The organism is Kitasatospora sp. NPDC057940, from assembly GCF_042887425.1.
GTDB lineage: Bacteria > Actinomycetota > Actinomycetes > Streptomycetales > Streptomycetaceae > Kitasatospora.
Window position 1 is genome coordinate 91,083 of sequence record NZ_JBHVPH010000022.1, and the last position, 22,608, is coordinate 113,690.

At 74.4% G+C, this 22,608-nt stretch carries 17 protein-coding genes; 13 read left to right on the forward strand and 4 right to left on the reverse strand.

Translation table 11 applies throughout. The annotated features are described in order from the left end of the window. Positions 1-40: 40 nt before the first annotated feature. Positions 41-1,354 carry an alpha/beta fold hydrolase gene (locus ACFVTF_RS27990; protein WP_387817188.1) on the reverse strand — a complete coding sequence of 438 codons (1,314 nt, stop codon included), beginning with the start codon at positions 1,352-1,354 and terminating at the stop codon, positions 41-43. A 765-nt stretch (positions 1,355-2,119) separates the two neighbouring features. Between ACFVTF_RS27990 and ACFVTF_RS27995 the strand changes: the two genes are divergently transcribed. From ACFVTF_RS27995 to ACFVTF_RS28025, 7 genes are all read left to right on the forward strand, one after another. Next, positions 2,120-4,243, forward strand: a complete 2,124-nt coding sequence (locus tag ACFVTF_RS27995) for a glycogen debranching N-terminal domain-containing protein (RefSeq protein WP_387817208.1) — start codon at positions 2,120-2,122, stop codon at positions 4,241-4,243. Positions 4,244-4,349: 106 nt separating this feature from the next. Further along, complete coding sequence (locus ACFVTF_RS28000; protein ID WP_350880113.1) at positions 4,350-5,108, forward strand: NUDIX domain-containing protein; 759 nt, start codon at positions 4,350-4,352, stop codon at positions 5,106-5,108. Between the two features lie 228 nt (positions 5,109-5,336). Then, positions 5,337-6,818 carry an ATP-binding cassette domain-containing protein gene (locus ACFVTF_RS28005; RefSeq protein WP_387817189.1) on the forward strand — a complete coding sequence of 494 codons (1,482 nt, stop codon included), beginning with the start codon at positions 5,337-5,339 and terminating at the stop codon, positions 6,816-6,818. Between the two features lie 3 nt (positions 6,819-6,821). Beyond that, on the forward strand, positions 6,822-7,745 hold the full coding sequence (locus ACFVTF_RS28010; protein ID WP_387817190.1) for a hypothetical protein: 924 nt from the start codon (positions 6,822-6,824) through the stop codon (positions 7,743-7,745). Positions 7,746-7,863: 118 nt separating this feature from the next. Next, a complete protein-coding gene (locus tag ACFVTF_RS28015; protein ID WP_063349357.1) occupies positions 7,864-8,796 on the forward strand; it encodes a FadR/GntR family transcriptional regulator in 933 nt (310 codons plus the stop codon). A 453-nt stretch (positions 8,797-9,249) separates the two neighbouring features. After that, positions 9,250-10,887: an RNA polymerase sigma factor gene (locus ACFVTF_RS28020; RefSeq protein WP_387817191.1), complete on the forward strand. Its 1,638-nt coding sequence runs from the start codon at positions 9,250-9,252 to the stop codon at positions 10,885-10,887. A 299-nt stretch (positions 10,888-11,186) separates the two neighbouring features. Next, entirely contained in the window at positions 11,187-11,990 is an 804-nt protein-coding gene (locus tag ACFVTF_RS28025) for a trypsin-like serine protease (protein WP_371522843.1), read from the forward strand. Between the two features lie 193 nt (positions 11,991-12,183). Here the strand turns inward: ACFVTF_RS28025 and ACFVTF_RS28030 are convergent, their stop codons facing one another. Next, a complete protein-coding gene (locus tag ACFVTF_RS28030; protein WP_363374291.1) occupies positions 12,184-12,417 on the reverse strand; it encodes a hypothetical protein in 234 nt (77 codons plus the stop codon). 537 nt (positions 12,418-12,954) lie between these two features. On the opposite strand from ACFVTF_RS28030, the gene ACFVTF_RS28035 reads away from it, so the two are divergent. The 6 genes from ACFVTF_RS28035 (at position 12,955) to ACFVTF_RS28060 (ending at position 20,139) form a co-directional block, all read left to right on the forward strand. Next, entirely contained in the window at positions 12,955-15,066 is a 2,112-nt protein-coding gene (locus ACFVTF_RS28035; protein ID WP_371519038.1) for a type IIA DNA topoisomerase subunit B, read from the forward strand. Positions 15,067-15,229: 163 nt separating this feature from the next. Next, complete coding sequence (locus ACFVTF_RS28040; RefSeq protein WP_387817192.1) at positions 15,230-15,715, forward strand: CcdC protein domain-containing protein; 486 nt, start codon at positions 15,230-15,232, stop codon at positions 15,713-15,715. 54 nt (positions 15,716-15,769) lie between these two features. After that, positions 15,770-16,930 carry a sensor histidine kinase gene (locus tag ACFVTF_RS28045; RefSeq protein ID WP_387817193.1) on the forward strand — a complete coding sequence of 387 codons (1,161 nt, stop codon included), beginning with the start codon at positions 15,770-15,772 and terminating at the stop codon, positions 16,928-16,930. Between the two features lie 73 nt (positions 16,931-17,003). After that, positions 17,004-17,699 carry a response regulator gene (locus ACFVTF_RS28050; RefSeq protein ID WP_387817194.1) on the forward strand — a complete coding sequence of 232 codons (696 nt, stop codon included), beginning with the start codon at positions 17,004-17,006 and terminating at the stop codon, positions 17,697-17,699. A 125-nt stretch (positions 17,700-17,824) separates the two neighbouring features. Continuing rightward, positions 17,825-18,385, forward strand: a complete 561-nt coding sequence (locus tag ACFVTF_RS28055) for a DUF485 domain-containing protein (RefSeq protein ID WP_387817195.1) — start codon at positions 17,825-17,827, stop codon at positions 18,383-18,385. A 32-nt stretch (positions 18,386-18,417) separates the two neighbouring features. Next, positions 18,418-20,139 (forward strand): cation acetate symporter, encoded by a 1,722-nt coding sequence (locus ACFVTF_RS28060; RefSeq protein ID WP_387817209.1) that lies wholly within the window; start codon positions 18,418-18,420, stop codon positions 20,137-20,139. A gap of 67 nt (positions 20,140-20,206) precedes the next feature. Here ACFVTF_RS28060 and ACFVTF_RS28065 read toward each other — a convergent pair whose 3' ends face one another. Together ACFVTF_RS28065 and ACFVTF_RS28070 are read right to left on the reverse strand one after the other, a co-directional pair. Beyond that, positions 20,207-20,896, reverse strand: a complete 690-nt coding sequence (locus ACFVTF_RS28065; RefSeq protein WP_063349364.1) for a response regulator — start codon at positions 20,894-20,896, stop codon at positions 20,207-20,209. Then, positions 20,896-22,491 (reverse strand): ATP-binding protein, encoded by a 1,596-nt coding sequence (locus ACFVTF_RS28070; RefSeq protein ID WP_387817197.1) that lies wholly within the window; start codon positions 22,489-22,491, stop codon positions 20,896-20,898. Before ACFVTF_RS28070 ends, ACFVTF_RS28065 begins: the two co-directional genes overlap by 1 nt. Positions 22,492-22,608 lie beyond the last annotated feature (117 nt).

A 22,608-nucleotide genomic window follows, 5' to 3' on the forward strand; every position in this document is an offset into this window, starting at 1 on the left:
GGCCGTCCGGAACCTCGCCGCCCGGCCCGGGCGGGCTTCGCTAGGCCTCGCCGTGCGCCAGCTTGATCAGACGGTCGAGCACCTTGCCACCGCTCGCCCGAAGGCCGTCGTGCTCCCACTCGTTGGTGATCCAGGTCCGCAGACCGCGCACCGCGCGGGCGGTCGCCAGCGAGTCGGCGGTGTCCACGTACATGTCGTCGTGGTAGACCGCCGCCACGACGGGGACGGTGTTGGCGGCCAGCCGCGCCGGGTCGTACAGGTCGGGCCAGTCGGTGCGGGCGGCCAGCAGGTCCGCGGTCTCCTTCAGCGGGCGCAGCGCCGGGTCGGTGTCGAACATCCAGGGGTAGATCATCTCCCCGGTGAACAGCACCGGTGCGCCGGAGTCCAGCGCCGCCCGGGCGTCGAACTGCGGGAACTCCTTGCGGACCCGCTCGGCCGACCAGGCGGTGCCGCCCTGGTCCACCGAGCGCTGGCCGTAGATCGACTCGTGCAGCACGGCGTACAGCGGGCCCTCCGCGAAGGAGAGCTTGGCCTGGACACCGGCCAGGAAGGTGTCGGACAGCTCGGGGCCGGCCGCGCCGTCCACCCAGGCCTCCTCCAGCAGGTAGTGCAGGGTGCCGTAGCCGCTGCCGCCGCCGAGCATCAGCCCGAGGGCCTGGAACGCCTCGACGGTCAGCAGGCCGCCGTCGGGCAGCGTCGCGGGGGCGGCGGCGAGGTGCGCGGCGATCCGCCGTACCGCCTCGACGTCCTGCGGGAACCTGGCGTAGTGGTCCTCGTTCTTGTGGACCACCCGCGGGTAGGCGGCGCGGTAGACGTCGTCCGCCGAACTGCCGAGGCCGGACAGACCGCCGGTGATGAAGGCCTCGGCCAGGCCCTCGGGGGCGAAGGAGAGGTAGGTGAGGGTGCAGAAGCCGCCGAAGCTCTGGCCGAGCACGCTCCAGCGCCGGTCCGCGCCGAGCAGCTGGTGGCGGATCAGCTCGGCGTCCCGCACGATCGAGTCCGCGCGGAAGTGCGCCAGGTAGTCCGCCTGCTCCTGGGCACCGCCGCGCCGGGCGAGGGTCTGCCGGGTCGCGGGCGAGGAGCGACCGGTGCCGCGCTGGTCGAGCAGGAGCACCCGGTAGTCGTCGAGGGCGCGTTCCAGCCAGGCGTCGCGGCCGAGCGGGCGGGCGGCCTTGCCGCCGGGCCCGCCTTGGAGGAAGACCAGCCAGGGCAGGTCGGCCTGCTCGCGGCCGGCGGCCACCACCTCGCGGGCGTACACCTCGATCTGCTCGCCCTGCGGGTCGGCGTGGTCGAGGGGGGCCTGGAAGACGTGGTCGGTCGTAACAATCCCGGGCAGCCGGCTGACGGTGGACATGCAACTCCTCGGTCTCTGCTGGTCACAGCGGTCAGGTCGCGGCTCACGGGGTCACCGGGTGCGGGTGCCGCGACCCCCGCACCGTATCCTGACCGCGGTCGGGCACCGGTTCGACGGCCACCGCCCACTCGGCCAGGCATACGATGCCGGGCCGGGGCGGGTTGCACGGCAGGCCGCGGACCCGGGCGCAGCCGCTACCACCCGACGGCGAGACCGCGCCGCCCTGGTGGCAGCCCGGTGGCGGCCCGACCGTGACGGCTCGACGGCTGCGGCACGACCGCCCGGCGGGCCGGGCTCGACGGGCCGCACCCGTCGCCGGGCGTGACCTGGAGGCGGTGCGCGGCGTTCACCCCGGGGGCCCGGCGACCGGCTGACGGCCGTCCGGCGGCAGGTCCCGGGCGGACCGCCCGCCGAGCGGGGCGGCCACGGCGCCGGGGTGCCGGAGCGTGCGGGGCCCGCTCGGGTCACCTGGCCCGGCCGCCGCCGCGGCCCACGGGCCGGGCGCCACCGGCGGTCCGGGCCGCCGGACCTGACGACGTACCGGGCACCGCGGCGGGCCCGAGGCGAAGGCGCGGAGCGCCGGTACCGGCCCGGTACCGCGCACCGCATGGCACGGCCCGGCACCGGGTACGGCCAGACACGGCACACCCGCCGGCGGGGCACCCCGCCGGCCCGGCACCATCAGCACGCGATCGCGCGTGCTCGCGGCCCACCGGCCTGACCAGGCCACCGGACCGCCGAGGGGAGGAGAGTCCGGTGACCGCCATGAGGCCACCACAGGCCATGCCGGCCGAAAGCGTGGTCGGCGCGCCGAGACCGGTCGGCCGTCCCGACCAGGTCCAGACGGCCGGACCGGCGGGGGCACCCGTCGGTCCGAGTCGGCTCGCGGCCCCGCCAAGGCCACAGCCCCCCGCCGTCCACCACGCGGTGCTCTGCGTCAACGCCCCCGCGATGGCCGCCTCCGGACCGGACGGCCAGCTGCGCGGCCACGGCCTGCACGGCTTCTACCGCAACGGCGTCCGGGTGCTCGCCCGGATGGAGCTGCGTCTGGGCGGCATGGAGCCGCTGCCGCTCCAGGGCGCCCTGACCAGCACCGCGCAGGCCCGCTTCCTCGGCGCCGTCCGGCTCCCCGGCGACCTCGACCCGGACCCGGCGCTCACCGTCGAGCGGCTGCGCCACGCGGACGGAGTGGAGACCGTCATCGTGCGCAACACCGGCGGCCGTCCCGCCCGGCTCCCGATGGAGATCGCCCTCGGCACCGACCTCGGCCCGGTCGCCGAGATCGCCGCCGGGCACCGCCCGGCCGACCTGCCGGGCCAGGTGCAGTCCGCCGGGCTGCGCTGGGCCGGTCCGGCGCACAGCGCGGTGGTCAGCGCCAAGCCCTCCCCGCACGCGGTGCTGGCCGGGGCCGGGGTGCTCCGGTGGGACTTGGAGGTGCAACCCGGCGCCCGCTGGTCGGTCGAGCTGCGCGCCGAACTGGAGAGCACCGCCCCCGGCCCGCGGCCGCCCGGCGGGCGGGGCACGGGCGTGCCGCTGCCCTGGGCCGAACCGGAGGTCCGCAGCGACGACGCCCGCGCCGCCCTGCTGGTCACCCGCTCCCTGGACGCCCTCGGCGGGCTGCTGTTCGCCGACCCTGACCGGCCCACCGACCTCTACCCGGCCTCCGGCGCGCCCTGGCGCTTCGGCCTCGCCCCGGCCGACGCGCTCTGGGCCGCCCGGCTGACCCTGCCGCTCGGCACCCGGCTCGCCGCCGGCACCCTCCGGGCGCTGGCCCGCCGTCAGCAGCCCGCCGCCGCCCCGGGCCGCACCGAAGGCCTGCTGCCCGGCGCCCTCCGGCACGGCGGCCCCGAGCTGCCGCCCACCTGCACCGCCACCGAGGCCACCCTGCTGTTCGTCACCGTGCTGGCCGAGGCCTGGCGCTGGGGCCTGCCCCGTGCGGAGACCGCCGACCTGCTCCCGGCCGCCGAGCGGGCCCTGGCCGCCCTCCGCGAGGACCTGGTCGACGGCTTCGTCACCGACCTCAGCCGCCCGGCGGAGGACCGCGCCGCCCACCCGGTGGCCGCCCGGGCCGAGGTCCAGGCGCAGGCCCACCGCGCCGCCCTGCACGGCGCCGAACTGCTGGAGGCCTTCGGCCGCCCCGGCGCCGAGGAGTGGCGTCGCTGGGCCGCCGAACTGCGCGGGCGCTTCCGCGAGCGGTTCTGGATCGACGACCTCTCCGGCGGCCGCCCCGCCGCCGCGCTGGCGCCGGGCGGCCAGCCGCTGCCGGCCGTCGCCTCCTGCCTGGTGCACCTGCTGGACACCGGGCTCGCCGCCGACGGCGGCCGGCACGAGAGCCTGCTGGACCGGGAACAGACCCGACTGCTGGCCCAGCGCCTGGCCGCGCCGGAGCTGGACAGCGGCTGGGGCCTGCGCACGCTCAGCGCCAAGTCCCCCCGCTTCAACCCGCTGGGCCACCGCGGCGGCGCGGTGCGGGTCCACGAAACCGCGCTGGCGATCGCCGGGCTGGCCGAAGCCGGCCACGAGAACGAGGCCGGCGCCCTGCTGGAGGGCCTGCTCGCCGCGGCCGCACACTACGAGGGGCGGCTGCCCGAGATGTACGCGGGGGAGCAGCGCATCCCCGGCTGCCCGCCGGTGCCGCACCCGGCCGCCTGCCGCCCGGCGGCGGTCTCGGCGGCCGGCGCCGCGCACGCGGTGTTCGCGCTCGCCGGAGTCCGCCCCGACGTGCCGGGCGGCCGGGTCCTGGTCCGCCCGGCCAGCACCGCTCCGCTCGGCGAGCTGGAGTTGACCGGCCTGCGGGTCGCCGGCGAGCCCTTCTCGGTCCGGGTGAGCCGGATCGGCGTGGCGATGGTCGAGGAGGCCTCCGCGGAGCTGCAACTGGTCGCCCGCTGACACCCCTGCCCGGGCCCGCCCGGCTCCGGCGACACCTCAGACGGGCCGGGCGCGGTCCGTGTACGGGCCTGTGCTTATCGTCAGAGAGACGACTATGATCGTCGCCATGTCGCGCTACGATCCGTCGGCCTTCCCCCCGTTCGCTGTCACGGTTGACCTGGTGGTGCTGACGGTGCGCGACCACGCGCTCTGCGCCCTGCTGGTCAGACGCGGCGAGCCGCCGTTCCAGGGGTACTGGGCACTGCCCGGCGGCTTCGTCCGCCCGGACGAGGGCCTGGCCGAGGCCGCCTCCCGGGAGCTGGCCGAGGAGACCGGCCTGCGCGCACACTCCGCCCCCGGCCACGAGGCGGTCGGCCCCGGCGCGGCCGGTGCCCACCTGGAGCAGCTCGCCACCTACGGTCACCCGCAGCGCGACCCCCGGATGCGGGTGGTCAGCGTCGCCTACCTGGTCCTCGCCCCCGACCTGCCGACCCCCCGGGCCGGCGGCGACGCCAGCAGCGCCCGCTGGGCCCCGGTCGGCGAACTGCTCGGCCGGAGCCCGGTCGACGGCGTCCCGCTCGCCTTCGACCACGGGCTGATCCTCGCCGACGGCGTGGAACGCGCCCGCTCCAAGATCGAGTACTCCTCCCTCGCCACCGCCTTCTGCCCCACCGAGTTCACCGTCGGCGAGCTGCGCCGGGTCTACGAAGCGGTCTGGGGCGTGGTCCTGGACCCGCGGAACTTCCACCGCAAGGTCACCGGCACCCCCGGCTTCCTGCTGCCCTCCGGCGGCACGACGACCCGTCAGGGCGGCCGCCCCGCCCAGCTGTTCACTGCGGGCGGCGCGACCGTCCTCAACCCGCCCATGCTGCGCCCGGAGTCCTGACCCGGCCCAAGCCCGCCGCCGACTCCCCCCGACCCGGGAATCGCAGGATCGGATTGTCCCCTGATCGGGTGAGGTGGGTGGCCGACGGGCCCGCGCCGCTCCCGTAATGCCCGGAATCTCCGCCACCGGCCCCTAATGTGCTGGCGCGGGGCCGTGCTGGCACGCGCCAACACACCAGGGGGCGCCCCGCGTCGGGCAGGTCGGCCGAGGGCATGGGAGCAGGCAGCGATGATCCAGATCACCGGACTGACCAAGGTCTACCGCAAGGGCGCGCCGCCCGCGGTGCTCGATCTGACCTTCGACGCCCGGCCCGGCATGGTGACCGCGCTGCTCGGCGCCGAGGGCGCGGGCAAGTCCACCGCGCTGCGGCTGATGCTCGAACTCGAACGTGGCCAGGGCATCACGCTCTTCGCCGGCCGCACCTACCGCCGGCTGCGCCGCCCCGAGCGCGAGGTCGGCGTGCTGCTGCCCGGCCCCGGGCCGGGCGCGGACGCCGTGGCGGGCCACCCGGGCCGCAAGGCGCACGGCCACCTGCGGATGCTGGCCGCGGCGGTCGGCGCCCCCGCACGGCGGGCCGACGAACTGCTGGAGCAGACCCGGCTGGCCGCCGTCGCAGGGCAGCGGCTGCGCAGCTTCTCGCCCGGCATGCACCGCCGGCTGGCCCTCGCCGCGGCCCTGCTCGGCGACCCCGGCACGCTGCTGCTGGACGCGCCGACCGAGGGCCTGTCCCCGCGCAACGTCGAGTGGTTCCACTCCTTCCTGCACTCGTTCGGCGTCGCCGGCGGGACGGTCCTGGTGACCACCCGCACCCCGCAGGAGGCCGCGCAGCTCGCCGACCGGGTCATCACGCTGGACCGCGGCCGGCTGGTGGCGGACCAGCCGGTGGCGGAGTTCCGCCGGACCAGGCTCAGCCCCGAAGTGGCCGTCCGCGGGCCACAGATGGCGCGGCTGGCCGACCTGCTGGTCAGTCAGGGCGCCGAGGTGCGGCGGGACGGCGGCGCGGGCCTCGCGGTGGCGGGCGTCGACCGTACCGAGATCGGTGAACTCGCCTATCGCCACGGCATCCTGCTGCACGAGCTGGCCGACCGGGTGGTCGAGCAGCCGGCGCCCCGGGTCGCCCTGCCGGCCGCATCGGGCCGCTCCGGCCACCTCCGTGTCCAGCCGGGCCCCACCGCTGCCGAGCCGGGCCCCGAACCCGGCCCTGAAATCGGCCCTGAGCCCGCTCAGGAACCGGCCTCCGCCGTCCCGGCCGTCACCGTCCCTCGCCACCGGGGCGCCCGCCGCCCGGAGGCCCGTCCGGCGGACGCCCACCACCGGGACGAGGCGGCGCTGCCCACCCGCGCCCTGCCAGCCGCCTCAGCCGCGACCGCCCTCTCCGCCCTGGGCGTCACCCCCCGCCAGGCCGAGCCCGCCGAGCCCACCCCGACGGTCGTCGTGGAGCGGCTGTTCCGTGACGGCCCCGGCGCCCTGGCCGGATCCGCGTCGGCCCTCGCTCCGACCCCCGACCCCGACCCCTTCCCCGCCCCCGCTGTCGGCGACGGGAGGCCCGCGCCCGACCCGACCAGGGGCCGCCGCGAGAGCGCCGCCGACCTGCTGACCGACGACACCGTCCGGCTCGGCCGCCCGGCCGGGGCCCAGGTTCCGGCTGCGCCCCCGGCCCCCGGCGGTCCCGTCGGCCCCGCCACCCCCGACGACCACCGGAGCGAGTGAACCGTGCGTGACCTGGCCTACGAGCTGCGCCGCCTGCGCGGCCTGCGTTCCACCTGGCTGCTGCTCGCCGCCGTGCTGCTGTGCGATGCCGTCACGGCCGCCGTCCTGGCGAGCCAGGCCCCGGCCGGCCGGCTGGCCGTCCCGGCCGGGGTGCGGCTGCTGACCGCCGCCGTGCCGCTGATCCCGCTGCCGTTCGCCGCGTTGGGGGCCGGCGTGCTGGGCGCGCTCTCGTACGGGCACGAGGTGCGACACCAGGGGCTGCCGGCCTCCCAGGTGTCGTACCCGCGGCGGGTGCGGCTGCTGCTGGCCAAGCTGCTGGTGGTCGGTCCCGTCGCGGGGCTGTTGGCGCTGGCGACCCTGCTCCTCGACGCGGTGGCGGTGCAGTTGGCGCTGCCGGGCGGGGTGACGGTGGCCGCCTGGGCGGAGCCCTCGGCCTTGTCGGACCAGGTGTCGCGGGCGCTGGCCGCCACCGGGCTGTCCGGCCTGGCCGACCTGCCGGGCCTGACCGCCCTGCCGGGCGTGTTCGCCCCTGTGGCGCTGGCCGCCGGCCACGGGGCGCCGGCGGCCCTGCTGGCCTTCGTCCTGCTGACCGTCGTGGCGGGCTGGACCGGGGTGCTGACGGCGTCCCTGACCCGCAGCGCCGCGGTCGGGGTGCTGCTGTTGTGCGCGCTGCCGCCGCTGCTGGAGTCCGGTGTGGCACTGCTGCTGCGGGAGACCGGCAGGCCGTGGCCGACCCGTGCGGCCGAGCTGCTGCCGTTCCAGTCCGGCGTCGAATGGGCCTACGGCTGGGTTTACCGCGGGGGGCACGAGGCGGCGGCCGGGAGTGCGGCGCTGGCGGATCCGGCTCTGCTCGCAGCGGTGGCGGCGCCCGCGGCCGTCCTGCTGCTCGCGGCGCTCCTGGTGCAGGTCCGGCGGCGCGCGCTCTGACGCCGGGCGCGGAGGGGGTGGCCGCACCGAAGAATCAAGATCGACCAGCAGTGACCGTAATGCGCGGTTCTTCCTGATAAGAAGTCAATTATCCAGTCGCGGTCGATCACCCTTTCGTGTGCTTTTCACGAGAATTCTCAAGCTGCGCCTGCCGATCGCCGACAAAGGAGCTGTGAGTACCCTTGCGCACCCCACCATGACCCCCGCCCGTTCCGCCGACGGACCCATCCACGGCCCCGGCGATCTGGACCGCTTCTCGTACGCCGACCGGCCGACTCCGCCGGCGCCCCGCTGGGAGGGCGCCGAGTCCGATCTCGCCCGGGTCGGCCGCAAGACCACCAGCAGCCGCGGCCGCGGTCTGCACGGCCAGCTGGTCCAGCAGCTCGGCCAGATGATCGTCTCCGGCGACCTGGGCGCCGACCGCCCGCTCGTGCCCGAGGAGATCGGCCAGCGGTTCGAGGTGTCCCGCACAGTCGTCCGCGAGTCGCTGCGCGTCCTGGAGGCCAAGGGCCTGGTCAGCGCCCGGCCGAACGTCGGCACCCGGGTCCGCCCGGTCGCCGACTGGAACCTGCTGGACCCGGACATCATCGAGTGGCGCGCCTTCGGCCCGCAGCGGGACGAGCAGCGCCGGGAGCTGTTCGAGCTCCGCTGGGCGATCGAGCCGCTGGCCGCCCGGCTCGCCGCCGGCCACGGCCGGGAGGACGTCCAGCAGCGGCTGGTCGAGCTGGTCGAGATCATGGGCCACGCCGCCGCCCAGGCCGACCTCTCCACCTACGCCCGGGCCGACGCCGAGCTGCACGGCCTGATCCTCCAGATGGCCGGCAACCGGATGCTGGAGCACCTGTCCGGGATCGTCGCTGGCGCACTGCAGGTGTCGGGCGGCCCGGCGATCTCCTGCGAGCGCGCCTCCGAGTCCTCGGTCAGCCTGCACGCCCGGCTGGTGGACGCGCTGGGCACCGGCGACGGCACCGCGGGGGAGGCCGCGATGCGGGCGCTGCTCACGGTCCACCCCGAGATCGAGCCGTCCGTCCCCGCCCCTCGGGAGCACTGAGCGGGCCGTTCCGGTGAGCGGGCGCCCGTCCGTCCTCCGTTCCTCCAGGGCCCTCCGGCCGCACCCGTGCGGCGCAGCCGGAGGGCTTCTGCACGTCGGCGGTCCGACCCGGACATGTGATGCCCCGTCCATGACAACAGGTTTCGGCGCGAGTGCGCGATGATGGATTCCGGCCCCGTGGCCGCGGGCGCCGAGTGGTGTGACCCGCGACACGAAGGCCATGCGTAACACTTGACGAGTAGCAGCGATGTCTCCTGAGCGGGAGCAGCTCCGGAATACTTCAACATGTCACAATGCTGTGTTGGTCCGCGGCGCTGCTGCCGTCCTGCAAACCCAGTCCTCAAGCCCGAGTCGGTCGGAATCGACACCGCGCGCCCGACGCGCGATTTCCTTCCCCGCCCGCTCGGGCGGCCGGTACGGGTTCGAGTCCACTCATCGTCCGAGAGGTTGTTCGTGTCGGCCAGCACATCCCGTTCGCTTCCCCCCGAGATCGCCGAGTCCGCAGCTCTGCTGGCGCTCATCGAGCGGGGCAAGGCCCAGGGGCAGATCGCCGGTGACGACGTGCGCCAGGCGTTCGAGGCGGACCAGATCCCGGTCACCAAGTGGAAGAACGTCATGCGCAGCCTCAACCAGGTGTTGATTGAGGAGGGGGTGGATCTCATGGTCAGCGCGGCCGAACCGGCCGGCGCCAAGCGCAAGAGCGTTGCTGCCAAGAGCCCCACCAAGCGCACCGCCACCAAGGCTGTCACCACCCGGAGCCCGGCCGCCCCCACGGCCCCGACCAAGCCGCCCGTGCGGATCGCGCCCGGTGCGCCCGTCGCGGCCCCGGCCGTGGCGGCCGCCACGGCGTCCGCCCCCACGGTGTCCGCCGAGATCACCTCGGAGACGACCGGGGTCGCCGCCGAGCTGAAGGCGGCCGTGGCGAAGAAGGCCGCCCCGGCCAAGAAGGCCGCGGCCAAGAAGACCGCCGCGCCGGCCAAGAAGACCGCCGCCAAGAAGACCGCCGCCAAGGCGGGCAAGGGCGACGAGGAGCTCGTCGGCGAGGAGGAGCTGCTCGAGGACGTCGCGCTGCCCGGCGACAAGGCGGGCGAGGAGGCGGAGCCCGAGGAGGAGTCGCAGGGCTTCGTGCTCTCCGACGACGACGAGGACGACGCGCCGGCCCAGCAGGTCGCCGTCGCCGGCGCCACCGCCGACCCGGTCAAGGACTACCTGAAGCAGATCGGCAAGGTCCCGCTGCTCAACGCCGAGCAGGAGGTCGAGCTCGCCAAGCGCATCGAGGCCGGCCTGTTCGCCGAGGACAAGCTCTCGGCCGCCGACAAGCTCGCCCCCAAGCTCAAGCGCGAGCTGGAGATCATCGCCGAGGACGGCCGCCGCGCCAAGAACCACCTGCTGGAGGCCAACCTCCGCCTGGTGGTCTCGCTGGCCAAGCGCTACACCGGCCGCGGCATGCTCTTCCTGGACCTGATCCAGGAGGGCAACCTCGGTCTGATCCGTGCGGTCGAGAAGTTCGACTACACCAAGGGCTACAAGTTCTCCACCTACGCCACCTGGTGGATCCGCCAGGCGATCACCCGCGCCATGGCCGACCAGGCCCGCACCATCCGCATCCCGGTGCACATGGTCGAGGTCATCAACAAGCTGGCCCGCGTCCAGCGCCAGATGCTCCAGGACCTGGGCCGCGAGCCCACCCCGGAGGAGCTGGCCAAGGAACTCGACATGACCCCCGAGAAGGTCATCGAGGTCCAGAAGTACGGCCGTGAGCCGATCTCGCTGCACACCCCGCTCGGCGAGGACGGCGACAGCGAGTTCGGTGACCTGATCGAGGACTCCGAGGCGGTCGTCCCGGCCGACGCGGTCTCCTTCACCCTGCTCCAGGAGCAGCTGCACTCGGTGCTGGACACCCTCTCCGAGCGCGAGGCCGGCGTGGTCTCGATGCGCTTCGGCCTGACGGACGGTCAGCCGAAGACGCTCGACGAGATCGGCAAGGTGTACGGGGTCACCCGTGAGCGCATCCGCCAGATCGAGTCGAAGACCATGTCGAAGCTGCGCCACCCGTCGCGTTCCCAGGTGCTGCGCGACTACCTGGACTGATCCGGCCGGTACGGCCGCGAGCGTGTGACGAAGGTCCGGAGCCCCACGGCTCCGGGCCTTCGCCGCTGTCCGGGCCCGGGCGGGTCAGCGTCCGGGTGGCCGTTGTCCCTCGTCCGGGTGGCGTGCGGCGGGAAGCGGTCGCACCGCGTAGTCGATCACCTACGCTGTGGCGGTTGCCTGCTGCCGAGCCGACTGGAGTCACGGTGCTGCCCAACCCGGACCGAGCTGCCCTGCCGACCCCCGCCCCGCCCCCGGCGAGCCCGGCGGCCGCCCGTGCGGGCCGCCGCCGACGGGCCGCCGTGCTGGCGCTGCTGGCCGCCGTCCCCGTCCCGCTGGTCGCGCTCGGTGCGGCCGGTCCGGCCGGGGCGCAGCGCCGGGTGGTCGGCGGCACCGCCGAGACCACCGTCGACCACCCGTGGGTGGTGGCGCTGTCCAGCCGCCAGCAGTTCGGCAGCGGCCGCTCCGGCCAGTTCTGCGGGGGCGCGCTGGTCACGCCGACCAAGGTGGTGACGGCCGCGCACTGCTTCTACGACGAGTCCAGGGGTGCCAAGGTGGACCGGCCGGGCCTCAAGGCCGTCATCGGCCGGGACGACATGCGCAGCTCGGCCGGCCGCGAGGTGCCCGTCCGGTCGGTCTGGATCCACCCCGACTACTCCTTCACCGCCAACCTGAACGACGTCGCCGTGCTCACCCTCGCCGACCCCCAGGACTCCCGGCCGGTGATCGACCTGGTCGGCCAGGGCGAGACCGAGCCGTACGCGGCCGGGACCGCCGCGCGGGTCTACGGCTGGGGCGACACCACCGGGCGCGGTGACTACTCGCCCACGCTGCGCGGGGTGGATGTGCCGATCATCGCGGACCAGACCTGTGCGCAGGCCTACCCGGGCGGGCAGGACGGCAAGTTCGACGCCCGGGGCATGGTGTGCGCGGGCGAGGAGAAGGGCGGCAAGGACGCCTGCCAGGGCGACAGCGGCGGCCCGCTGGTCGTCGGCGGCCGACTGGTCGGCCTGGTCTCCTGGGGGACGGGTTGCGCCGAGGCGGCCCACCCGGGCGTCTACACCAGGGTGGCGTCCGTCGCGGACGCGGTGCGTTCGGTGCTGTGAGGGCCGCCAGGGCCGCTGCCGGTGACCAACTGGTCACGTTCTGAGGCAACATCGCTGCGGAGCGTGCCGGTCTCCGGGAACAGCAGAGCCGGGCGACCGGCCCCCGAGGGGACCTGTCGCCCGGCTCGCCGGTCGCACGGAGTGCGCGACCGGACACACAGCTCGACGCCGACTGCTGGTGTGGCGCCTTGGATCAGCGCTCTTCTTCGGCGGCCGGGGCGTTGGTGGTGCCGCTGAGACGGCCGCTCTCGTCCTGTATCTCCACGGCGATCTTCTTGAGCTCGGGCTCGAACTTCCGGCCGTGGTGGGCACAGAAGAGCAGCTCTCCGCCGCTGGCGAGTACGACGCGCAGGTAGGCCTGGGCGCCGCAGCGGTCGCAGCGGTCAGCCGCGGTGAGCGGGCTCGCAGGTGTCAGAACAGTAGTCACGTCGCCTCTTCTCTAGCTCGACGAGCTGTCGTACCAGGGTCAACATCCAACCAGGCCGAAAACGTTCCCGCTCGTGGCTTTTCTTCTCTGAGGATTCTGCTGTGTTGATGAGGACGTGCCCCGGGGGCCGGTGGTTCATGCGTACCGAATCCCAGGATCCGCCCGTCCCTCGAACGCCCGATCGGGACCGGGTTCGAGGTCCGCGTAGCATAATCCTCTGCCGGGTTGGAGCATAAGCCCCGCCCCGGGCCCCGGTAGCCTGCATAACGGCAGTTCCGGAGCCTGTGCCAGGCCCCACGATCCGCCAGGACCGGTGGTACCGGGAGGAGATGGCGCCCCGGGGTCCGGACACCGGAGCGGTCCTTGTTCGCGCAGCGCGTACAAGCTGCGCGGGAGCGGCCCGCCGTGCTGTGCACCCAGCGGAGGGGTGCGAGCACACCGGGCGACGGCTGTCGGTGCGGCGTGCTGCACTGGCGGATGGTCCGGATGCGTCCGGATGTGACCGATGAGACAGAACTTCACCGAGGAGAGTGCCGCGTGAGTGCCGAAACGACCGTGCCGTCCGCACTGCTGGCCGGCGACGACGGTTCCAACTACACCGCTCGGCACCTGCTCGTCCTGGAGGGCCTGGAGGCGGTCCGCAAGCGCCCCGGCATGTACATCGGCTCGACGGACAGTCGCGGCCTGATGCACTGCCTCTGGGAGATCATCGACAACTCCGTCGACGAGGCGCTGGGCGGTTACTGCGACCGCATCGAGGTCCTGCTGCACCCGGACTCCTCGGTCGAGGTCCGTGACAACGGGCGCGGCATCCCGGTCGACGTGGAGCCCAAGACCGGGCTGTCCGGCGTCGAGGTCGTGATGACCAAGCTGCACGCCGGCGGCAAGTTCGGCGGCGGCTCCTACGCGGCCTCCGGCGGCCTGCACGGCGTCGGCGCCTCGGTGGTCAACGCCCTCTCCGCCCGGCTGGACGTCGAGGTCGACCGCAGCGGACACACCCACGCGATCAGCTTCCGCCGCGGCACCCCCGGCATCTTCACCGAGGCCAGCCCGGACGCGCCCTTCGAGCCCGCCAACGGCCTGACCAAGGCCCGCAAGGTGCCCAAGGCCCGCACCGGCACCAGGATCCGCTACTGGGCCGACCGGCAGATCTTCCTCAAGGACGCCCGGCTCTCCCTGGAGCACCTGCACAGCCGCGCCCGGCAGACCGCCTTCCTCGTCCCCGGCCTGACCATCGTGGTGCGTGACGAGCGGCTCACCGAGAGCGAGCAGGTCGAGGAGTCGGTCTTCCGCTTCGACGGCGGCATCGCCGAGTTCTGCGAGTTCCTGGCGCCCGACAAGCCGGTCTGCGACGTGCTGCGGCTGCGCGGCGAGGGCACCTTCAAGGAGACCGTGCCCGTCCTGGACGAGCTCGGCCACATGACCCCCACCGAGGTCACCCGGCAGCTCGGCGTGGACATCGCGCTGCGCTGGGGCGCCGGTTACGACACCACCCTGCGCTCCTTCGTCAACATCATCGCCACCCCCAAGGGCGGCACCCACATGACCGGCTTCGAGCGTTCGCTGGCCAAGACCGTCAACGAGGCGCTGCGCGCGGCCAAGCTGCTGCGCGTCGCCGAGGACGACATCACCAAGGACGACGCCACCGAGGGCCTCACCGCGGTGGTCACCGTCCGGCTCGCCGAGCCGCAGTTCGAGGGCCAGACCAAGGAGGTGCTCGGCACCTCGGCGGCCAACCGGATCGTCGCCGCCGTCGTCGCCAAGGAGCTCAAGGCCTTCCTCACCTCGGCCAAGAAGGACCAGAAGCTCCAGGCCCGGGCCGTGCTGGACAAGGTCGTCGCGGCCGCCCGCACCCGGGTCGCGGCCCGCCAGCACAAGGAGGCCCAGCGCCGCAAGACCGCGCTGGAGACCAGTTCGCTGCCGGCCAAGCTGGCCGACTGCCGCAGTGACGACGTCGACCGCAGCGAGCTCTTCATCGTCGAGGGCGACTCCGCGCTCGGCACCGCCAAGCTCGCCCGCAACTCCGAGTTCCAGGCGCTGCTGCCGATCCGCGGCAAGATCCTCAACGTGCAGAAGGCCTCGGTGAGCGACATGCTCAAGAACACCGAGTGCGCCGCGATCATCCAGGTGATAGGGGCCGGTTCGGGCCGCACCTTCGACATCGACCAGGCCCGCTACGGCCGGGTCATCTTCATGGCCGACGCCGACGTCGACGGCTCGCACATCCGCACCCTGCTGCTGACGCTGTTCCACCGCTACATGCGGCCGATGGTCGAGCAGGGCCGGGTCTTCGCCGCTGTGCCGCCGCTGCACCGGATCGAGCTCACCAGCCCCAAGCGCGGCCAGGAGAAGTACCACTACACCTACTCCGACGCCGAACTGCGCTCCACCCTGCTGGAGTTCCAGCGCAAGGGGCAGCGCTGGAAGGAGCCGGTGCAGCGGTACAAGGGCCTGGGCGAGATGGACGCCGACCAGCTGGCCGAGACCACCATGGACCCGCGCCACCGCACGCTGCGCCGGATCAACCTGGGCGACCTGGAGCAGGCCGAGCGGATCTTCGACCTGCTGATGGGCAACGACGTCGCCCCGCGCAAGGAGTTCATCGTGGACTCGGCGGCCACCCTGGACCGCTCCCGCATCGACGCCTGAGGCCTTCGGACCCCTCCGGCACGAGGGCCCTCCACCCACGGGTGGAGGGCCCTCGTGCTGCCGGTTCCACCTGTGGTCCACCCCGGCGCCGATCAACCGGGGGCGCCGGATCCGTAGCGTCGGAGAGGTCAGTACAAGCCTCCTGTCGGGACGGAGAAGTCCGATGACCGCCCTCGTCAACATCGTCGTGATCATCGCGGTGATGGTCCTCGTGGTCCAGCGCCAGATGCGCGCCCAGCGCCTGGACACCGAGCGCCGCTTCTGGCTGCTGCCGCTGATCCTCGGCGTGCTCGCGCTGCGCGACCCGCAGCTCATCGACCACCAGCACACCGCGCTGTCCGCCACCCTGGTCGGGTGCGGCCTGGCGGCGGTGGTCGCGATGGGCTCCGTCTGGGGCTGGACCGTGCGGCTGTGGCGGGGCGGGGACGGCTCGGTCTGGGCCAAGGGCACCAAGGCCACGGTGGCCGCCTGGGTCGGCATGCTCGCCATCCGGCTCGCCCTGTACGGCATCGGCGCGGCACTGCACGTCCACCAGGCGGGCAGCGCGCTGCTGCTGGGACTGGCGGTCCTGCTGCTGACCCGCTCGTTCGTGGTGAACTGGCGGGCACGGGCCCTGGACCTGCCGCAACAGGCCGCCGTACCGCGCTGACCGCCCTGCCGGGGCCTGCCGGGCCCGCTGTCCGAGAACGTCGAGGAGGCTCCTGTGGCCGAGTGGTACTGGACCCGCTGGCCGTCCCGCGAGGGGCTGGCGCGTGAGGTCGGGAGATGGCCGCGGCGAGTCCTCTCCCTGCTCGGCCGCACCGTCCTGCTGGTCGTCGTCTGCTGGGGGACGTTCTCCGGCGGAAAGTACGCGGGCTGGGCGGTGGTGGTCGTGGCGGCCGGACTGCTCGGGGTCGCCGCCCTGGCCACCGGCTACTTCCGCGCCACCCGGGAACAGCGTCTGGCGCTCTCGCTGGGCCTGGCCGCCGCCCTGCTCGGCAGCGCCTGGCTGGCCAACTGGGGGCAGGCCTACCTGCTGGCCGACTTCGTCTGGTGCGGGCTGGCCGTGGTCGGGATGGTCCGGCTGCCGCCCGCGCCCGGTCTGCTCACCGCGGCGGCCGCGCTGGGCTCGTACACCGCCGCCAGCTGGGCGAGCTGGGTGAGCATCTTCGCCACCATCGGCGGGCTCGGCCTGCTCGGCTACCTGCTGCGGCTGGACGTCGAGGCCCGCGGCACCGCCCGCCAGCTGCTCATGCAGGAGCGCGCCGCCCGGGCCGCCGAGGCGGAGAGCGCGGCGCTCGCCGAACGGGCCAGGATCGCCCGGGAGATCCACGACGTGCTCGCGCACAGCCTCTCCGCGCAGCTCGTCCATCTGGAGGCGGCCCGGCTGATGCTGGACGCCGGCACCGACCGCGGGCAGATCCGCGAGCGGGTCGTCGCCGCCCGGCGGATGGCCCAGGACGGGCTGGTCGAGACCCGGCAGGCGCTGTCCGCGCTGCGCGGCGAGCTCACCCCGGTCGGCGAGTTCCTGGTGGAGCTGACCGGGCGGGAGCGGGCCTCGCTCACCGTCACCGGCACACCCCGACCGCTTCCGGCCGAGGCCGCCCTCGCGGTGCGGCGCACCGCGCAGGAGGCGGTGACCAACGTCCGCAAGCACGCGCCCGGCGCCCGGTGCACCGTCGAACTGCGCTACCTGGCGGAGGCGGTGGAACTGGAGGTGCGCAACTCCCGCCCTCCGCGCGGCGAACCCTCCGGTGAGCTGGCGGCCAGCGGCAGCGGGTACGGTCTGCTGGGGATGCGCGAACGCGCGGAACTGCTCGGCGGCACCCTGCTGGCGGGCCCCGAGGACGGAGGGTGGCGCGTGCTGCTGCAGGTGCCGGCATGAGCGAGCGCGGCGAGCTCATCATCAGCAGGTGCGGATCTCGCGGAGCGGCTGCCGAGCGAAGCGGGGCGGGCGCATGAGCGAGGCGGAAGTCACCAGGGTGCTGGTGGTGGACGACCAGACGGTGGTGCGCGAGGGCATCGTGATGCTGCTGGGGCTGCTGCCCGGCATCGAGGTGGTCGGCGCGGCGGCGGACGGGGAGGAGGCCGTCGCCCTGGTGGAGCGGCATCACCCGGACGTGGTGCTGATGGATCTGCGGATGCCGCGCGTCGACGGCGTCGAGGCGACCCGGCGGATCCGGGCCGCGCACCCGCAGACCGAGGTCGTGGTGCTCACCACCTACGCCGACGACGACTCGCTGTTCCCCGCCCTGCAGGCCGGGGCGCGCGGCTACCTCACCAAGGACGCCGGCGGCGAGGAGATCGCCCGGGCGATCGCGGACGTCCGCGCGGGGGCGGCCGGGCTCTCGCCGCAGATCCAACTCCGTTTGCTGGAAAGGCTTTCAGGGCCTGCGGCCGGACCCGCTCCGGGGGCCGGGAAGCCGGCCGGGCGGCCGGGGGAGCTCCCGGACGGGCTGACCGCCCGGGAGGCGGAGGTGCTGGCGCTGATCGCCGAGGGGCTCTCCAACGCCGAGATCGCCCAGCGGCTGTTCGTCAGCCAGGCCACCGTGAAGACGCACATCAACAACCTGTTCGCCAAGACCGCGGTACGGGACCGGGCGCAGGCGGTCTCGTACGCCTTTCGACACGGCATCACCGGTACGCAGCAGTAGTCGGATGAGTGTCTGTCGGATGATCGATCACCTCATCGAGTGAAGGTATCGGCAATGGTCAGAGGGGCTGTCCGGCGGCCGCCATCATGGTTGGGGTCAGAGTGCCCGCCGGTCCAGGAGCAGTTGTGCCACAGCAGCAGACGAGCAGTCCCGGACAGGGGCAGCGATTTGACTGGTGGGCCGCTCCGGCCGCCACCGCCGCCGACCGGCCGGACGTGCCAGGCCAACCGGCGGTACCGGCCCAGTCGGCCCCCGCCCGCGCGGTCCAGCCGGTACCGGCCGAGCGGGTGCCCGTCCGGCCCGCCGCCGCCCCCGCCGCCCAGCCCGCCGTCGAACCGGCGGCCGCCCCCCGGGCCCTGGTGCCCGCCACCGACAGCACCGAGGTGTACCGGGCCGTCCAGCGCAGCGACGCCTTCCAGGACATCCGCCGCAGCTACCGGTCGTTCGTCTTCCCGGTCAGCGGAGCCTTCCTCGGCTGGTTCCTGATGTACGTCGCCGCGCAGGCCGCCGCCCCCGGCCTGATGCGCAGCCAGGTGGCCGGCCCGCTCAACGTGGCCTGGCTGCTCGGCCTGCTGCAGTTCGCCTCCACCTTCCTGCTCACCTGGCTCTACGCCCGCAACGCCCGGACCAAGCGCGACCGCGCCGCCCTGGGCCTGCGCTGGGACACCCAGGACCAGCTGCGATGACGACCACGATCACGACCGTGGTGACGACCACGATGACGACCGCCACCCCGCCCCCCGTCGCCCCCACCGGCGACCACCACGACCTCGCGATCGCGCTGTTCGCCGTCGTCGTCCTGGTCACCCTGGCGATCACCCTCTGGGTCGGCCGCCGGGGCAGCGCCACCGAGGACTTCTACGCCGGCGGCCGCGACTTCACCCCGCTGCAGAACGGCTTCGCGCTCTCCGGCGACTACCTCTCCGCCGCCTCCTTCCTCGGCGTCGCCGGGCTGATCGCGCTGTACGGCTACGACGGGGTGCTCTACAGCATCGGCTTCCTGGTCGCCTGGCTGGTGGTGCTGATGCTGGTCGCCGAACTGGTCCGCAACGCCGGCCGGTACACCCTCGCCGACGTGCTCGCCCTGCGGCTGCGCCGCCGCAAGGTCCGGGCCGCGGCCGGTGGCGCCAGCGTCGTCGTCACCCTGCTCTACCTGGTCGCCCAGATGGTCGGCGCGGGCTCGCTGGTCGCCCTGCTGCTCGGCACCAACAGCGCCCAGGCCCGGACCTGGACCATCGTCGCCGTCGGCGGACTGATGATCGTCTACGTCACGATCGGCGGGATGCGGGCCACCACCTGGATCCAGATCGTCAAGGCCTTCCTGCTGATCGCCGGCTCGGTGCTGCTCACCGTGCTGCTGATGGTCCGTTTCCACGGCGACGTCGGCGAGCTGATGCGCCAGGCCGCCCAGCACAGCGGCGCCGGGCGGCGCTACCTCGAACCCGGCCTCAAGTACGGCGCCACCTTCACCAGCCGGCTCGACTTCTTCAGCCTGGGCCTCGCCCTGGTGCTCGGCACCGCCGGACTGCCGCACATCCTGTCCCGCTTCTACACCGTGCCCACCGCGCGGGCCGCCCGCCGCTCCACGATGTGGGCGATCGGCCTGGTCGGCGGCTTCTATCTGATGGCCATCGCGCTCGGCCTGGGCGCGACCGCGCTGGTCGGCTCGGCGGAGGTCCGGCACGCCAACTCGGCCGGGAACACCGCCGTCCCGCTGCTCGCCCTGGTGCTCGGCGGCGGCAACGGCAGCACCGGCGGGGTGGTGCTGTTCGCGCTGATCTCGGCGATCGCCTTCGCCACCATCCTCGCCGTGGTCGCCGGGCTCACCCTGGCCTCCTCGGCGGCCTTCGCCCACGACATCTGGGCCGGTGCCTGGCGCGGCCGGCCGCGCCGGCGCCCCTTCCGGCGGCGCGCCGCCGTCCCGGCCTCCCGGCCGGGGGAGGCGGGGGAGACGGGGGACGCGGCGGAGGCCGAGCCGACCGGCGAGGCCAGCGAGCGCCAGGAGGTCTGGGTGGCACGGTTCGCGGCCGTCGGGATCGGCGCGGCCGCGATCGCGATCAGCCTCTACGCCCAGCAGCTGAACGTCGCCTTCCTGGTCGGCCTGGCCTTCGCGGTGGCCGCCTCCAGCAACCTGCCCGTCCTGCTGTACAGCCTGTTCTGGTCGCGGTTCACCACCCGCGGCGCGGTCTGGTCGGTGTACGGCGGGCTGGTCCCGGCGATCGTGCTGGTCGTCTTCTCCCCGGTGGTCTCCGGCACCAAGGTGGCGCTCTTCCCCGGCGTCGACTTCCACTGGTTCCCGCTGGAGAACCCCGGCATCATCTCCATCCCGCTCGGCTTCCTGGCCGGCTGGATCGGGACGATCACCTCGCCCGAGCCGGCCGACGCGGACCGCTTCGCCGAGCTGGAGGTGCGCGCCCTCACCGGTGCGGGCGCGGCCTGAGCGCCGCGCCCCGGGGAACCCCGGCGGGCCTGGGGCCGCCGGGGTTCCCCCACGTCCGGGCGCGGTGTCAGGCCCGGACCGCCAGGCCGTAGCGGTGCTCGGGGCGGCCGGTGTCGCCGTAGCGCAGGGTCAGCCGCAGCCGGCTGTCCCGCTCCAACTGCTTGAGGTAGCGCTGCGCCGTCGAGCGGCTGAGCCCGGTGGCGTCCGCGACCTCCTGTGCGGACAGCGGGCGGCCCGCCTGGCGCAGCACCCCCAGCACCAGGTCGGTGGTGGGCGCCGAGTGCCCCTTCGGCAGCGGGCCGGCCGGGGCGGCGGCGCTGCGCAGGGTGGCGAACAGCCGGTCCACCTCGTCCTGGCCGGCCTCCCGGGCCGCCGGGCCGGCCAGCGCGTGCCGCAGCTGCGCGTACGCGACCAGCTTGTCCCGCAGGCCGGCGAAGGTGAACGGCTTGACCAGGTACTGCAGCGCGCCGTGCTGCATCGCGGCGTGCACCGTCGACACGTCCCGGGCGGCCGTCACCATCATCACGTCGCAGGCCACCTGCCGCTCCCGCAGCCGGCGCACCAGCGCCAGGCCGGTCTCGTCCGGCAGGTGGTGGTCGAGCAGCAGCAGGTCCACCGGGCGGCGCTCCAGCGCGGCCAGCGCCTCCCCGGCCGAGTGCGCGGTGCCGGTCACCCGGAAGCCCGGCACCTTGGCCACGTACGCGGCGTGCACGTCCGCGACCCGGAAGTCGTCGTCCACCACGAGTACGTCGATCATCAGGCCTCCACGAGCTGAGGGGTGAGCAGGGCCTCGGGCAGCTCGACCGTGAACCGGGCGCCGCCGAGCGGTCCCGCGTCGAGCACGATCCGGCCGCCGGTCCGTTCGACCAGCCGCCGCACCATCGCCAGCCCCAGCCCGCGCGGACGGTGCGCGGGCGCGTCCTTGCTGGTCCACCCCTCCTCGAAGACCTGCTCGCGCAGCTCCTCCGGCACGCCCGGGCCGCTGTCCGCGACCTGCAGCAGCAGCGTGGAGCCGGCCGCCGCCAGCGTCACCTCCAGCTGGCCGCCCCCACCCGCCGCGAGCGCGTCCACCGCGTTGTCGATCAGATTGCCGAGCACCGTCACCAGCGCCCGCGCGTCCACCACCGCGTCCGGCAGGTGCGCCGCCGGGGCCAGCGCCAGCCGCACCCCGCGTTCGCCCGCCACCGCCGTCTTGCCCGCCAGCAGCGCCGCGACGTGCGGATCCTGCACCTGCTCGGCGATCCGCGCCGCGACCACCGCGTGCGAACCGGACTGTTCCGAGATGAACGCCACCGCCTGCTCGTGGCGGCCCAGCTCCAGCAGGCCCAGCAGGGTGTGCATCCGGTTGGCGTGCTCGTGGTCCTGGGCGCGCAGGGCCTCGGTCAGGCTGCGGGTGGTGTCCAACTCGCGGACCAGCGACTCCAGTTCGGTCCGGTCGCGGAGTGTCACGACCGCGCCGCCCTCGGCCGTGCTCATCCGGTTGACCACCAGCACCCGGTCGTCCCGGACCGCCGGCAGGTCGGCGCCGGTGATCCGCCCGGTCAGCACGTCCGCCAGCCGGCCAGGCGGCAGCACCGCGTGGATCGGCCGCCCGGTGCAGTCCTCCGGCAGGCCGAGCAGCCGCACCGCCTCGTCGTTGGCCAGCCGGATCCGGCCGTGCTCGTCCAGCGCCACCATGCCCTCGCGGATGCCGTGCAGCATCGCCTCCCGCTCCACCAGCAGCGCCGAGATGTCGGCCAGCGCGATGTTGTGGGTGCGGCGCTTCAGCCGCCGGGCCAGCGCCAGCGTGGCGACCGTCCCCGCGGCCAGGCCCGCGCCCGCGCACAGCAGGATCCCGGTGAGCATCTTCAGCAGCCGGCGGCGGATCGAGTCGTCGCTGATGCCGACCGACACCTCGCCGACGATCCGGCCGTCCGCGACCCGCAGCGGCACCTTGCCGCGCGCGGTGCGGCCCAGCGTGCCCTGCTGCATCGCGGTGACGCTCAGCCCGCTGAGCGCCGGCTCCGGATCGGTGCTGACCCGGTGGCCGATCCGCTCCGGGTCGGTGTGCGAGAGCCGGATCCCGTCGAGGTCGGTGACCACCACGAAGCTCGCGCCGGTGGCCAGCCGGATCTGCTCGGCGTTGCGCTGCGCGGTCGCCGAGTCCCGGGCGTCGGCCGCTCGGGCGATCGCCTCGTCGGCGGCGGTGGCCTGGGCGATCGACAGCGCCCGCTGCATCGCGTCGTGGTCCAGTTCGCTGCTGACCGGGGCCAGGAACAGGCCGGCGGTCACGGTGGTGACACCGACGGTGACGACGGTCTGGCTCAGCAGCAGTTGCGCGAAGACCCGGCGGGGCCAGCGGGGCAGCTTCATCCGGGCCTCCTCTCGGCGGCTGTGGGGGCGGGTACGTCAGGGTCGGGACACCCTACGTTTCCGGCGTGTTTCTGTCAGCCGCGTCCCCGCAGTTGTAGCGGAAGCAAAAGGAGCAGA